At 34.1% G+C, this 14,978-nt stretch carries 12 protein-coding genes and 5 tRNA genes; all 17 read left to right on the top strand.

What is annotated here, in order from left to right:
* Nucleotides 1-161: 161 nt before the first annotated feature.
* The 17 genes from rpsU to rpoC all read left to right on the top strand — a co-directional run bounded on the left by rpsU (nucleotide 162) and on the right by rpoC (nucleotide 14,974).
* Nucleotides 162-359, top strand: coding sequence for a 30S ribosomal protein S21 (gene rpsU, locus ACQ629_RS11495; protein WP_028888499.1), 198 nt, complete (start codon nucleotides 162-164; stop codon nucleotides 357-359).
* Nucleotides 360-446: 87 nt separating this feature from the next.
* Entirely contained in the window at nucleotides 447-1,334 is an 888-nt protein-coding gene (locus tag ACQ629_RS11500; RefSeq protein ID WP_483705087.1) for a tyrosine-type recombinase/integrase, read from the top strand.
* A 14-nt stretch (nucleotides 1,335-1,348) separates the two neighbouring features.
* Nucleotides 1,349-1,657: a ribosome hibernation-promoting factor, HPF/YfiA family gene (hpf, locus tag ACQ629_RS11505; protein ID WP_218773122.1), complete on the top strand. Its 309-nt coding sequence runs from the start codon at nucleotides 1,349-1,351 to the stop codon at nucleotides 1,655-1,657.
* 100 nt (nucleotides 1,658-1,757) lie between these two features.
* Nucleotides 1,758-1,831: transfer RNA gene (locus tag ACQ629_RS11510), tRNA-Thr, on the top strand.
* Between the two features lie 42 nt (nucleotides 1,832-1,873).
* A tRNA-Tyr gene (locus ACQ629_RS11515) sits at nucleotides 1,874-1,956 on the top strand.
* Nucleotides 1,957-2,027: 71 nt separating this feature from the next.
* Nucleotides 2,028-2,100 (top strand) — tRNA-Gly (locus ACQ629_RS11520).
* A 14-nt stretch (nucleotides 2,101-2,114) separates the two neighbouring features.
* Nucleotides 2,115-2,187 (top strand) — tRNA-Thr (locus tag ACQ629_RS11525).
* A gap of 76 nt (nucleotides 2,188-2,263) precedes the next feature.
* Nucleotides 2,264-3,451 (top strand): elongation factor Tu, encoded by a 1,188-nt coding sequence (tuf, locus tag ACQ629_RS11530; protein WP_483705089.1) that lies wholly within the window; start codon nucleotides 2,264-2,266, stop codon nucleotides 3,449-3,451.
* 56 nt (nucleotides 3,452-3,507) lie between these two features.
* Nucleotides 3,508-3,579, top strand: a tRNA-Trp gene (locus ACQ629_RS11535).
* A gap of 53 nt (nucleotides 3,580-3,632) precedes the next feature.
* Complete coding sequence (gene secE, locus ACQ629_RS11540) at nucleotides 3,633-3,824, top strand: preprotein translocase subunit SecE (protein WP_218773120.1); 192 nt, start codon at nucleotides 3,633-3,635, stop codon at nucleotides 3,822-3,824.
* Nucleotides 3,825-3,826: 2 nt separating this feature from the next.
* The gene (nusG, locus tag ACQ629_RS11545; RefSeq protein WP_483705091.1) at nucleotides 3,827-4,375 is read left to right on the top strand and encodes a transcription termination/antitermination protein NusG; all 549 of its coding nucleotides are present in this window, start codon (nucleotides 3,827-3,829) and stop codon (nucleotides 4,373-4,375) included.
* A 65-nt stretch (nucleotides 4,376-4,440) separates the two neighbouring features.
* Entirely contained in the window at nucleotides 4,441-4,878 is a 438-nt protein-coding gene (gene rplK, locus ACQ629_RS11550; protein ID WP_483705093.1) for a 50S ribosomal protein L11, read from the top strand.
* A gap of 20 nt (nucleotides 4,879-4,898) precedes the next feature.
* Nucleotides 4,899-5,588 (top strand): 50S ribosomal protein L1, encoded by a 690-nt coding sequence (rplA, locus tag ACQ629_RS11555; protein WP_218773117.1) that lies wholly within the window; start codon nucleotides 4,899-4,901, stop codon nucleotides 5,586-5,588.
* Nucleotides 5,589-5,609: 21 nt separating this feature from the next.
* A complete protein-coding gene (rplJ, locus tag ACQ629_RS11560; RefSeq protein WP_483705095.1) occupies nucleotides 5,610-6,125 on the top strand; it encodes a 50S ribosomal protein L10 in 516 nt (171 codons plus the stop codon).
* 49 nt (nucleotides 6,126-6,174) lie between these two features.
* On the top strand, nucleotides 6,175-6,546 hold the full coding sequence (gene rplL / locus ACQ629_RS11565; RefSeq protein ID WP_483705097.1) for a 50S ribosomal protein L7/L12: 372 nt from the start codon (nucleotides 6,175-6,177) through the stop codon (nucleotides 6,544-6,546).
* Between the two features lie 236 nt (nucleotides 6,547-6,782).
* Nucleotides 6,783-10,595 (top strand): DNA-directed RNA polymerase subunit beta, encoded by a 3,813-nt coding sequence (gene rpoB, locus ACQ629_RS11570; protein ID WP_483705099.1) that lies wholly within the window; start codon nucleotides 6,783-6,785, stop codon nucleotides 10,593-10,595.
* A 107-nt stretch (nucleotides 10,596-10,702) separates the two neighbouring features.
* Nucleotides 10,703-14,974, top strand: coding sequence for a DNA-directed RNA polymerase subunit beta' (gene rpoC, locus ACQ629_RS11575; RefSeq protein ID WP_483705101.1), 4,272 nt, complete (start codon nucleotides 10,703-10,705; stop codon nucleotides 14,972-14,974).
* The last annotated feature ends 4 nt before the right edge of the window (nucleotides 14,975-14,978 follow it).

Consider the following 14,978-nt stretch of genomic DNA (forward strand, 5'->3'; position numbering starts at 1 on the left):
ATCTTTTTTATAAAAAAATAAAAAAGGATGCCGTTTCAATCGCTAATGCGGTAATTAACTTTAAAATAAGTGAAAAATTAATTGTTAATTAAAAAAGACTCAGTACATTTGCAGTCCTAAAAATAAAATTTAGAGACTACAATGAAGGGAGGTGCTAACACATGTTAATTATTCCAATTAAAGAAGGAGAGAATATCGATAGAGCGTTAAAACGTTATAAGCGAAAGTTCAGAGACGTAAAAATCTTAAGACAATTACGCGACAAAAAACAGTTTAACAAACCATCTGTCGTTAAACGTGCTCAAATGAAAAAAGCGTCTTACGTTCAAGGATTAAGAACGAAAGAAGAAGTAAGCTAGAAATAGTTTATAAAGAGTAATATAAAACCTGTATTGATTTATCAATACAGGTTTTTTTGTATATTTATTTCAGCAAAAATAAAACCAATGCTTGTAGCAGCTTTCTTAAGATATTTAGAGCACGAAAAAAACTACTCTATAAACACCATAAGTGCCTATCGAACCGATATTATAGCATTTAAAGATTTTTGTGTGATTGAGTTTGAGCAAGAAGAGTTAACGACGATTCATTACAATCAAATTAGAACATGGATAGTTAGTCTTGTAAATAAGGAAATATCAAATAGGACTATAAACAGAAAGATTAGTTCTTTAAAAACGTTTTATACCTTTCTTCAGAAGGTAAAAGAAGTTGAAGTTAATCCGTTAGCAAAACACAAGGCCTTAAAAGTTCAAAAAAAAATACAATCGCCTTTTGATCAAAATGAAATACAACAAGTATTAGGTATTTTAAATAAAGAGGTAGATTTTGAATCGGTAAGAAATAAGTTAATTGTAGAGTTATTGTATTCTACAGGTATGAGAAGAATAGAGCTGATTAATATCAAAGAAAAAGACATCGATTTTACTAGGCAATTAATAAAAGTTTTAGGAAAACGAAATAAAGAAAGGTTTGTGGTGTTGTTACCATCTGTCTTAATTACTTTAAATCAGTATTTAGCGTTAAAAAGAGAAAAAGAATTTAAAGATGTAGAGGTGCTTTTGGTGACCAAAAAAGGGGTTAAAATTTATGAAACTCTTGTGTACCGAATAATAAATTTGTACTTTAGTAGAGTGTCTACAAAAGCTAAAAAAAGCCCTCATATTTTAAGGCATGCTTTCGCAACACATTTATTAAATAACGGTGCGTCGTTAAATTCGGTTAAAGAATTACTAGGACATTCAAGTTTAGCCGCTACTCAAGTATATACGCACAATAGCTTGGAGCAAATAAAAAAAGTGTTTAACAAGGCTCATCCTAGAGAGTCAAAATAAAGATTTTAAAAATTATGAAAGTATTCACGCAGTCAGTAAACTTTACAGCAGATAAAAGTTTGATAGATTACATTGAAAAGAAGATCGAAGGTTTAGAGAAGTTTCATGATAAGATAGTTGATGTTGAAGTTTTTTTAAAAGTTCAAAAAACAAGTGAGAAAGAAAATAAAATTACAGAAATAAAAATAAATATTCCAGGTAGTGAATTGATGGTTAAAAAACAGAATAAAACCTTTGAAGAGGGGGTGAATATTGCTGTTGACTCACTAAAAAGAAGTTTAAAAAAATCAAAAGAAAAGCATAGAGATTCTTTAGTATCATAAAAAGATAAAAAATAATCTAAAAAAGCTTTAAAATATAAAAATTACTTTATACATTTGCAGTCCGTTAGAAATAGCGGATTGTTTTTTTATGACAATAAAAGCCGATGTAGCTCAGTTGGCTAGAGCAGCTGATTTGTAATCAGCAGGTCGGAGGTTCGAGTCCTCTCATCGGCTCAAAATAAAGAAAGTTCTTTAACATAGTTTTAAATTACCAAAGGGGAGATACCAAAGCGGCCAACTGGGACGGACTGTAACTCCGTTGTCTTACGACTTCGCAGGTTCGAATCCTGCTCTCCCCACTTTTTTAAAACCGATTAGTTAATATATCAAGCTTCAACTTTTGATTATTAATGAAAGGTTTTAAAAATACGCGAAAGTAGCTCAGTTGGTAGAGCGTCAGCCTTCCAAGCTGAATGTCGCCAGTTCGAACCTGGTCTTTCGCTCTAAAATTATCCACGCCGGTGTAGCTCAGTTGGTAGAGCGCATCCTTGGTAGGGATGAGGTCACCGGTTCAAATCCGGTCATTGGCTCTTTTTTAGAGTTTATTTAAAAAAGAATTTTAAAGTAACACTAAATATATTTAACTAAGAATTAAAATTAATAATCATGGCAAAAGAAACTTACGATCGTTCGAAGCCCCACTTAAACGTTGGTACAATTGGTCACGTAGATCACGGTAAAACTACATTAACTGCTGCTATCACTAAAGTATTAGCTGATGCAGGATTCTCTGAAGCTAGAGATTTTGATCAAATCGATAACGCACCAGAAGAAAAAGAAAGAGGTATTACAATTAACTCTTCTCACGTTGAATATGCAACAGCAAACCGTCACTACGCGCACGTAGACTGTCCAGGTCACGCCGATTACGTAAAGAACATGGTAACTGGTGCTGCTCAAATGGATGGAGCTATATTAGTAGTAGCTGCAACAGATGGTCCTATGCCACAAACTCGTGAGCATATATTATTAGGTCGTCAGGTAGGTATTCCACGTATGGTTGTTTTCTTAAACAAGGTGGATATGGTTGATGATGAAGAGTTACTTGAGTTAGTTGAAATGGAAGTAAGAGAATTATTATCTTTCTATGAGTATGATGGAGATAATGGTCCTGTAATTTCAGGTTCTGCTTTAGGAGCTTTAAATGGTGAGGAAAAATGGGTTAATACTGTTTTAGAATTAATGGCAGCTGTAGATTCTTGGATCGAAGAGCCTTTAAGAGAAACTGAAAAGCCTTTCTTAATGCCTATTGAAGATGTATTCTCAATTACAGGTCGTGGTACAGTAGCTACTGGTCGTATTGAAACTGGTATCATCAACTCTGGAGAGTCTGTAGATATTATCGGTATGGGTACTGAGAAGTTAACTTCTACAGTAACTGGTATTGAAATGTTCCGTCAAATCTTAGATAGAGGTGAGGCAGGAGATAACGCTGGTATCTTATTAAGAGGTATTGCAAAAGAAGATATTAAAAGAGGAATGGTAATCTGTAAGCCAGGTTCTGTAACTCCACACGCTAAGTTTAAGGCTGAGGTGTATGTATTGAAAAAAGAAGAAGGTGGACGTCACACTCCATTCCATAACAACTATCGTCCACAGTTTTACGTTCGTACAACTGATGTAACTGGAAACATTATGCTTCCTGATGGTGTTGAAATGGTTATGCCTGGAGATAACTTAACTATTACAGTTGATTTAATCCAACCAATTGCATTAAACTTAGGTTTACAGTTCGCTATCCGTGAAGGAGGTAGAACGGTAGGTGCAGGTCAGGTAACTGAAATTTTAGACTAATCAATTAGTTTACACTATAAAAAGGAGTCTCTTAAATGAGAGGCTCCTTTTAAAATACGGGCGTAGTTCAGCGGTAGAGCACTGGTCTCCAAAACCAGGTGTCGGGAGTTCGAATCTCTCCGTCCGTGCATAATCAAAACGAGTTGCGATTAATATTGCAACTCGTTAAAAGGATAAGAAAATGAATAACTTTATACAATATATTAAAGGTTCTTTTGAAGAACTAAATACAAATATGACCTGGGCTTCTCGTGAAGAGGCGCAAAAGTCTACTGTAGTTGTTGCTGCATTTACAATTGTTTTTGCTTTAGTAGTAGCAGGAGTAGATAAAGTTTTTCAAACAGGATTAGATAATTTCTTTAAAATGTTTTAATGATGGCTGATTCAGTAATGAAATGGTATGTAGTTAGAGCAGTAGGAGGACAGGAAAATAAGGTGAAAACCTATATTGAAACTGAAATAGCTCGTTTTGGTTTATCAGACTATGTAAGTCAGGTAATCGTTCCTACAGAGAAAGTTATTCAAGTAAGAAACGGAAAGAAAGTTAACAGAGAAAGAGTTTATTTCCCTGGTTATGTAATGGTAGAAGCTAATTTAGCTGGTGAAGTTCCTCACGTAATAAAATCGGTAACAGGAGTTATTGGTTTTTTAGGTGAAACTAAAGGAGGAGAACCTGTACCAATGCGTAAATCAGAAGTAAACAGAATGTTAGGTAAAGTTGATGAGCTTTCTGTTAGAGATGAAAATATTGCGATTCCTTTTAATGTAGGAGAAACAGTAAAAGTAATCGATGGTCCTTTTAATGGTTTCGACGGAGCAGTTGAAAATATTAATGAGGAGAAGCGTAAATTAGAAGTAATGGTTAAGATTTTCGGAAGAAAAACTCCATTAGAATTAAATTATACGCAAGTAGAAAAAATATAATCGTTACACCTATATTTAGATGTGTTTGAAGCTTCCATTTTAAACATATCATTAAATCTTAAACAATGGCAAAAGAAGTAAGTAAATTAGTTAAACTACAAGTAAGGGGAGGTGCTGCGAATCCGTCGCCACCAGTTGGACCCGCTTTAGGTGCTGCCGGTGTTAATATCATGGAGTTCTGTAAGCAATTTAATGCGCGTACACAGGACAAACAAGGTAAAGTTTTACCTGTCGTGATTACTGTTTATAAAGACAAATCTTTCGAGTTTGTTGTAAAAACACCACCAGCTGCAGTACAATTATTAGAAGCGGCCAAAATTAAGAAGGGTTCAGGAGAACCAAATAGGAAAAAAGTAGCAAGTGTTTCTTGGGATCAAATTCGAGGAATTGCAGAAGACAAAATGGTTGATATGAATGCCTTTAGAGTCGAATCTGCAATGAAGATGATTGCCGGAACTGCTCGTTCTATGGGATTAACAGTAACAGGTGATGCACCTGCTTAAACTTTAAAAGATATTTAGAAATGGCAATTACTAGAAAGCAAAAAGAAGCTCGTTCTAAGGTAGATAGCTCTAAAGTTTACAGCTTAAAAGATGCATCAGCTTTAGTTAAAGAAATTACAACAGTAAAGTTTGACGCGTCAGTTGATTTAGCAGTACGTTTAGGAGTAGATCCTCGTAAAGCAAATCAAATGGTACGTGGTGTTGTAACATTACCACACGGAACAGGTAAAGATGTTAAAGTATTAGCATTAGTTACTCCAGATAAAGAAGCAGAAGCTAAAGAAGCTGGTGCAGATTATGTTGGATTAGATGAATACCTTCAGAAGATTAAAGGAGGTTGGACTGATGTTGATGTTATTATTACTATGCCTAGTGTTATGGGTAAGTTAGGTCCTTTAGGTCGTGTATTAGGACCAAGAGGTTTAATGCCTAACCCAAAGACAGGTACAGTAACTATGAACGTTGCAAAAGCAGTACAAGAAGTTAAAGCTGGTAAAATTGACTTTAAAGTTGATAAAACTGGTATTGTACATGCTGCGATCGGAAAAGTATCATTTGATGCTCAGAAGATTCAGGAAAATGCAAATGAGTTATTACAAACGTTAATTAAATTAAAGCCAACAGCGGCTAAAGGAGACTATATTAAGAGTATTTTTATGTCTTCAACTATGAGTCCTAGTGTTGCTGTAGATGAAAAATCTGTATCATAAGGCAGTTAAAACTTTTTAATTATGACAAGAGAAGACAAATCACAAGTAATACAAGATTTAACAGCAAGATTAGCAGATACAAGTATCATTTATTTAGCAGATATTTCTGCTTTAGATGCAGTAACTACATCTAATTTACGTAGAGCATGTTTTAAAGCTGGCGTAGAATTAGCTGTTGTTAAAAACACGTTGCTTTCAAAAGCAATGGAAGCTTCTGATAAAGATTTCGGAGATTTACAAGATGTTTTAAAAGGTAATACTTCAATGATGATTGCTGAAGTTGCAAATGCACCAGCAAAAGTTATTAAAGAGTTCAGAAAAAAATCAGACAAACCTTTATTAAAAGGAGCATTTGTTGAAGAGGGAGTTTATGTTGGAGATGACCAACTAGACGCACTTGTTAACATTAAGTCTAAAGAAGAACTTATTGGAGATATTATTTCATTATTACAATCACCTGCTAAGAATGTTGTTTCAGCATTACAATCAGGAGGTAATAAATTATCAGGTATCTTAAAGACGTTATCAGAAAAATAATTTCGCGCACTAATAAACTAAATAATAAAAATTTCAAAAAACAATTAAAATGGCAGATTTAAAAGATTTCGCAGAGCAATTAGTTAACTTAACAGTAAAAGAAGTTAATGAATTAGCTGATATTTTAAAAGACGAGTACGGTATTGAGCCAGCAGCAGCAGCAGTAGCAGTAGCAGGTCCAGCAGCAGGAGGTGATGCAGCAGAAGAGAAAACTGAATTTGATGTGATCTTAAAAGCAGCAGGTGGTTCTAAATTAGCTGTAGTAAAGTTAGTTAAAGAATTAACTGGATTAGGTTTAAAAGAAGCTAAAGCAATCGTTGATAGTGCACCAGCACCAGTAAAAGAAGGAGTATCTAAAGATGAGGCAGAAGGTCTTGTAAAGTCTTTAGAAGAAGCAGGAGCAGAAGTAGAGCTTAAGTAAGCTATACTCCCGATTTAAAACGGGATAAAACAATTAAGGTTTAGGTACTAGGAACACATGTTTCTAGTCCTAAACCATTTTGTGTATATATTCGTTCTTTATTTTATTACTGTTTTAAACTAGTGATAATACGACTATAAAGAGCTGATTTTAAGTCAGCAAAGCAATTAAAATTGCATTATTGAAACGAAATAGTTTCAAAAAATAATATTTTTAATTTAAAAATAGCATCTCTTTTGGCAACGATAAACACTACTGAAAGAATTAACTTCGCATCATCGCAATTAGGTACCGACTATCCAGATTTTCTGGATATACAGGTAAAGTCATTCCAAGACTTTTTCCAATTGCAAACTAAAGCAGATGAGCGTGGTGAAGAAGGTTTGTACAAAACCTTCATGGATAACTTTCCGATTACAGATACACGTAATCAATTTGTATTAGAATTTTTAGACTACTTTGTAGATCCACCTAGATATAGCATTCAAGAATGTATCGAAAGAGGATTAACACATAGTGTACCTTTAAAAGCAAGATTAAAGCTTTATTGTACAGATCCTGAACACGAAGATTTCGAAACAATTGTTCAAGATGTGTATTTAGGTACAATTCCTTACATGACTAATTCTGGTACCTTTATTATTAATGGTGCAGAAAGAGTTGTGGTTTCTCAGTTACACCGTTCACCTGGTGTATTCTTTGGACAATCTTTCCACGCAAACGGAACCAAGTTATACTCTGCAAGAGTTATTCCTTTTAAAGGATCTTGGATAGAATTTGCAACAGATATCAATCAAGTAATGTATGCTTATATTGATAGAAAGAAAAAATTACCAGTAACTACGTTATTCAGAGCCATCGGTTTTGAAAGAGATAAAGATATATTAGAAATCTTTGATCTAGCTGAAGAAGTAAAAGTTTCTAAAGCAGGATTAAAGAAAGTATTAGGGCGTAAACTAGCAGCAAGAGTTTTAAAAACTTGGCATGAAGATTTCGTAGATGAGGATACAGGAGAAGTTGTATCTATTGAGCGTAACGAAATAGTTTTTGACCGTGATACAATCATAGAAAAAGAACATATTGATGAAATAATCGATGCAGGTGCTAAAACTATCTTATTACATAAGATAGATAATGACATGGCAGATTATGCAATCATTCACAATACATTACAAAAAGATCCTACGAATTCTGAAAAAGAAGCAGTAGAGCATGTTTATAGACAACTGCGTAATGCTGAGCCGCCAGATGAGGAAACAGCAAGAGGAATTATTGAAAAATTATTCTTCTCTGAACAACGTTATAGTTTAGGTGAAGTTGGTCGTTTTAGAATGAACACCAAATTACAGTTAAACGAGCCGATTGATCAGAAGGTATTAACAAAGAATGATATTATTACGATTATCAAATACTTAATTGAGTTAATTAACTCGAAAGCAGAAGTAGATGATATCGATCACTTATCTAACCGTCGTGTAAGAACTGTTGGTGAGCAATTAGCAGGTCAGTTTGGTGTAGGTTTAGCTCGTATGGCTCGTACTATTCGTGAAAGAATGAATGTACGTGATAACGAAGTATTTACTCCGATTGATTTAATTAATGCGAAGACATTGTCTTCAGTAATTAATTCGTTTTTTGGTACCAACCAGTTATCTCAATTTATGGATCAAACCAATCCATTAGCAGAGATTACCCACAAACGTCGTTTATCTGCACTAGGACCTGGAGGTTTATCTAGAGAAAGAGCAGGTTTTGAGGTTCGTGATGTTCACTATACACATTACGGTCGTTTATGTCCGATTGAAACGCCAGAAGGGCCGAATATTGGATTAATTTCATCTTTAGCGGTATTTGCAAAAGTGAATAATTTAGGTTTCATCGAAACTCCTTATAAAAAGGTAATTGAAGGAAATATTGAATTAGATCAAGAGCATATATATTTAAGTGCAGAAGAAGAAGAAGGAATGAAATTTGCACAATCAAACTTAGAGATTAATGCAAATGGAGATTTCGTTGGAGATAAATTAATTTCACGTGAAGGGGGAGATTTCCCTGTAGTTACACCTAGTGAAATTGATTATATGGATGTTGCTCCTAACCAGATAGCATCTATCTCTGCATCGTTAATTCCTTTCTTAGAGCATGATGATGCCAACCGTGCATTAATGGGATCTAACATGATGCGTCAAGCAGTTCCATTATTACGCCCAGAATCACCAATTGTAGGTACAGGATTAGAGCGTAGAGTCGCAAAAGATTCTCGTATCTTAATCAATGCTGAAGGACCTGGAGTTGTTGAGTATGTTGATGCAAATAAGATTAAAATTAAGTACGATAGAACTGATGAAGAGCGTTTAGTAAGCTTCGAATCTGATGATATATCATATAACTTAATTAAGTTTAGAAAAACGAATCAAGGTACAAACATCAACCTTAAACCAATTGTAAAAGTTGGTGATAGAGTTGAAGAAGGTCAAGTACTTTGTGAAGGTTATGCAACACAAAAAGGAGAATTAGCTTTAGGAAGAAACATGAAAGTAGCCTTTATGCCTTGGAAAGGGTATAACTTTGAGGATGCGATTGTAATTTCTGAAAAAGTTGTTCGTGAAGATATTTTCACTTCTATACATATTGACGAATATTCATTAGATGTTCGTGATACAAAATTAGGAGCTGAAGAATTAACAAACGATATTCCAAATGTTTCAGAAGAGGCTACAAAAGACTTAGATGAAAACGGAATGATTCGTATTGGAGCAGAAGTAAATCCTGGTGATATCTTAATTGGTAAGATTACACCAAAAGGAGAATCTGATCCAACTCCTGAAGAAAAATTATTAAGAGCTATCTTTGGTGATAAAGCAGGTGATGTAAAAGATGCATCATTAAAAGCTTCGCCATCATTAAGAGGAGTAGTAATTAATAAAAAATTATTCAAACGTGCTGTAAAGGATAAAACAAAACGTGCTCGTGATAAAGAAGCAATTGCAACTTTAGAAGCGGCTTATGTACACAAGTTTGAAGATTTAAAAGATGTATTAATTGAAAAATTATTCAATTTAATTACAGGAAAAACTTCTCAAGGAGTATTTAATGATTTAGGTGAAGAAGTATTACCAAAAGGTAAGAAATTTACACAGAAAATGTTAAACTCTGTAGGTGATTTTACACACTTACACGGAACTTGGACTACAGATAAAGACTTAAATAAATTAGTTGTTGAATTAGTTCACAATTATAAAATTAAAGTTAATGATTTACAAGGGTCTTTACGTCGTGAGAAATTTACTATTTCAGTAGGAGATGAATTACCAGCAGGAATCTTAAAACTTGCCAAAATTTATGTTGCTAAAAAACGTAAATTAAAAGTAGGAGATAAGATGGCAGGACGTCACGGAAACAAAGGTATTATTGCTCGTATTGTAAGAGCAGAAGATATGCCTTTCTTAGAAGACGGAACTCCAGTTGATATTGTGTTAAATCCATTAGGGGTACCATCTCGTATGAATATTGGTCAGATTTATGAAACAGTTCTTGGATGGGCAGGTCAAAAATTAGATCAGAAGTATGCTACACCAATTTTTGATGGAGCAAACATCGACCAGATTAACGCCTTAACAGATGAAGCAGGAATTCCACGTTACGGACATACATATTTATATGATGGAGGTACAGGAAAACGTTTCGATCAACCAGCAACGGTAGGTATAATTTATATGATTAAGTTAGGTCACATGATTGAAGATAAAATGCATGCGCGTTCTATCGGACCTTATTCATTAATTACACAACAACCATTAGGAGGTAAAGCTCAGTTTGGTGGACAGCGTTTTGGAGAGATGGAAGTTTGGGCACTTGAAGCATATGGTGCATCAAGTATCTTACGAGAAATCTTAACAGTGAAATCTGATGATGTATTAGGTAGAGCCAAAACTTACGAGGCAATCGTAAAAGGTGAAACTATGCCAGAACCAGGTTTACCAGAATCTTTTAATGTATTAATGCACGAACTTAAAGGTTTAGGATTAGACGTTAAATTAGAGGAATAACAAACAGTGAAATATTAGTAGGTAATTATTGTAATTACCTACTAATAAATCATTTTAAATATACGTCTCATTAGAGGCAAATTTTTAATTCGAATCCATTACTCATTATGGCAAGAAAGAACGAAAAATACACTGTTAAAAAGTTTAACAAAATTTCAATTGGTTTGGCATCACCAGAGTCTATTTTAGGCGCATCAAGAGGTGAGGTTTTAAAACCAGAAACTATAAACTACCGTACACATAAACCAGAAAGAGATGGTTTATTTTGTGAACGTATCTTCGGTCCTGTAAAGGATTATGAATGTGCATGTGGTAAATACAAACGAATCCGTTATAAAGGAATTATTTGTGACCGATGTGGTGTAGAAGTTACTGAGAAAAAAGTACGTAGAGATAGAGTAGGTCACATTAATTTAGTGGTACCTGTAGCTCACATTTGGTATTTTAGATCATTACCTAACAAAATGGGATACCTTTTAGGTTTACCATCTAAAAAGTTAGACATGATTATTTACTACGAACGTTATGTAGTAATTCAGCCAGGTGACGCTAAAACTGTTGACGGAGAGCCATTACAAAAAATGGACTTCTTAACAGAAGAAGAGTATTTAGATATTTTAGATACACTTCCACAAGAAAATATGTATTTAGATGATACAGATCCTACAAAGTTTATCGCTAAGATGGGAGCTGAGTGTTTAATCGATTTATTAGAAAGAATCGATTTAGAATCATTATCATTTGAATTACGTCATAAAGCAAATACTGAAACTTCTAAGCAACGTAAAAACGAAGCATTAAAGCGTTTGAATGTTGTTGAAGCTTTTAGAGATTCGCAAAAAAATAGAGAAAACAATCCAGAGTGGATGATTATGAAAGCGGTGCCAGTTATACCGCCAGAATTACGTCCATTAGTGCCATTAGATGGTGGTCGTTTTGCTACTTCAGATTTAAATGATTTATATCGTCGTGTAATTATCCGTAACAATCGTTTAAAGCGATTAATGGAAATTAAAGCCCCTGAGGTTATTTTACGTAATGAAAAACGTATGTTACAAGAATCAGTAGATTCATTGTTTGATAACACACGTAAATCATCTGCAGTAAAAACAGAATCTAACAGACCCTTAAAATCTTTATCTGATAGTTTAAAAGGTAAACAAGGTCGTTTCCGTCAAAACTTATTAGGTAAGCGTGTTGATTATTCTGCACGTTCGGTAATTGTTGTAGGACCAGAATTAAAATTATTTGAATGTGGATTGCCAAAAGATATGGCAGCAGAATTATACAAGCCTTTTGTTATTCGTAAGTTAATCGAAAGAGGTATTGTAAAAACTGTAAAATCTGCAAAGAAAATTATAGATAGAAAAGAACCAGTTGTTTGGGATATCTTAGAAAATGTAATTAAAGGGCACCCAGTTTTATTAAACCGTGCACCTACATTACACAGACTTGGTATACAAGCATTCCAACCAAAATTAATTGAAGGTAAAGCAATTCGTTTACACCCATTAGTGTGTACAGCCTTTAATGCCGATTTTGATGGGGATCAGATGGCTGTTCACTTGCCATTAGGACCAGAAGCTATTTTAGAAGCACAAATTTTAATGTTAGCTTCTCATAGTATTTTAAATCCTGCAAACGGTGCTCCAATTACGGTACCATCTCAGGATATGGTATTAGGTCTTTACTATATGACAAAAGAAAGAAAGTCTACTCCAGAAGTGCCTATTAAAGGTGAAGGATTAACTTTCTATTCTCCAGAAGAGGTAATTATTGCCTTAAATGAGGAAAAAGTAGATTTAAATGCAGGTATTAAAGTTCGTACTCACGATGTTGAAGACGGGCAAGATGTTACTAAAATTATAGCAACTACGGTTGGTAGAGTTTTATTTAACGAAAAAGTACCTAAAGCTGCTGGATATATTAATGAGGTTTTAACCAAAAAATCATTAAGAGGTATTATTGGTGACATTTTAAAAGTTACAAATATTCCTGCAGTAGGAGATTTCTTAGATGAAATTAAAAACATGGGATATAAATATGCCTTTGAAGGTGGTTTATCATTCTCATTAGGGGATATTATTATTCCACCAGAAAAGCATACAATGATTGCTGAAGCGAATAAAGAAGTAGATGCAATTGTAGGAAACTATAACATGGGTATGTTAACGCAAAAAGAGCGTTATAATCAGGTAATTGATATTTGGGGAAGAACCAATAATCAATTAACAGAATTATCTATGAAGCGTTTACGTGAGGATCAACAAGGGTTTAACTCTGTATATATGATGTTAGATTCTGGAGCACGTGGATCTAAAGAACAGATTCGTCAGTTAACAGGTATGCGTGGATTAATGGCAAAACCTAAAAAATCTACAGCTGGTGGTGGAGAAATTATTGAGAACCCAATTCTTTCTAACTTTAAGGAAGGATTATCAATTCTTGAATACTTTATCTCAACACACGGTGCACGTAAAGGATTAGCCGATACCGCATTAAAAACTGCCGATGCAGGTTACTTAACACGTCGTTTAGTAGATGTTTCTCAAGATGTAATTGTAAACGAAGTTGATTGTGGAACTTTAAGAGGGTTAGAAGTAGCTCCATTAAAGAAAAATGATGAAATCGTTGAATCTTTAAGTGATAGAATTACAGGTCGTACTGCATTGCATAATGTACACGTTCCTAATTCAGATGAACTTTTAGTAGCATCAGGAGAATTAATTACTTTTAAATTAGCAGATGCTATACAAGCAGCTGGAATAGATAAAGTAGAAGTTCGTTCAGCATTAACATGTGAATCTCAAAGAGGTATTTGTGAAAAATGTTACGGACAATCTTTATCAACAGGTAAAAAAGTTCAAAGAGGTGAAGCAGTTGGTGTAATTGCAGCACAATCTATTGGAGAACCTGGTACACAGTTAACATTACGTACATTCCACGTTGGTGGGGTTGCAGGAAATATTTCTGAAGAGAATAAGTTAATTGCAAAATTTGACGGTAAAGTTAAGATTGAAGATTTACGTACAGTAAGTGGTAAAGACAACGATGGTAAAGAGATTGAAATCGTTATTTCACGTACAGCGGAAATCAAAATCATAGATAAAAAGACTGATATCGTATTAAGTACTAACATTATTCCTTACGGATCGATTATCTTTAGTAAAGATATGAAAACCATTAAAAAAGGAGATGCAGTATGTCAATGGGATCCATTTAACGGTGTTATCGTTTCAGAATTTGGAGGTAAAGTGAAGTTTGACAATTTAGAACAGGGTATCAATTATTCTGTTGAAGTTGATGAGCAAACAGGTTTCCAAGAAAAGGTAATGATCGATTCTAAAAATAAGAAAATCATTGCTTCATTAATTATTGAAGATGCTGATGGTAATGCTTTACGTTCGTATAGTTTACCAGTAGGTGCTCACTTAATGGTTAGTGATGGTGATAAAGTAGCGTCTGGTCATACGTTAGTTAAGATTCCACGTAAGTCTGGTAAAGCAGGGGATATTACAGGAGGTTTACCACGTGTAACAGAATTATTTGAAGCACGTAACCCATCTAACCCAGCAGTAATTGCTCAGATTGATGGTGTAGTATCTTTCGGTAAAATTAAGCGTGGTAATCGTGAAATTATTATTGAATCTAAAACAGGAGATATTACTAAGTATTTAGTAAAATTATCAAATCAGATTTTAGTTCAAGAGAATGATTTCATTAAAGCAGGTATGCCGTTATCTGACGGAGCAACAACTCCGATAGATATTTTAAATATTAAAGGACCTTCTGCAGTACAAGAATACTTAGTAAACGAAATTCAAGAAGTATATCGTTTACAGGGTGTGAAAATTAATGACAAACATTTCGAAGTAGTAGTACGTCAAATGATGCGTAAAGTTAGAATTATTGACTCTGGAGATACTTTATTCTTAGAGAATCAATTAATTCATAAGAATGACTTTATTATAGATAATGATGCTATCTACGGAATGAAAGTTGTTGAAGATGCTGGAGATTCTGAGAATTTAAAACCAGGGCAAATGGTTTCAGCTCGTCAATTAAGAGATGAAAACTCAATTTTACGTAGAGCAGATAAAAACTTAGTAGCAGCTCGTGATGCAAAACCAGCAACAGCTGAACAAGTATTACAAGGTATTACAAGAGCTTCGTTACAAACGAAGTCGTTTATATCAGCAGCGTCATTCCAGGAAACTACTAAAGTATTAAACGAAGCCGCAGTAAACGGTAAGATAGATACCTTAGAAGGATTAAAAGAAAATGTAATTGTTGGTAAGCGTATACCAGCAGGAACAGGAATGAGATCTTACGATCGTCAGATTGTAGGACCTAGAGATGAAATGGAGAAAAATTTATAATTTC

The sequence above is a fragment of the Tenacibaculum sp. SM2510 genome (genome assembly GCF_057002845.1).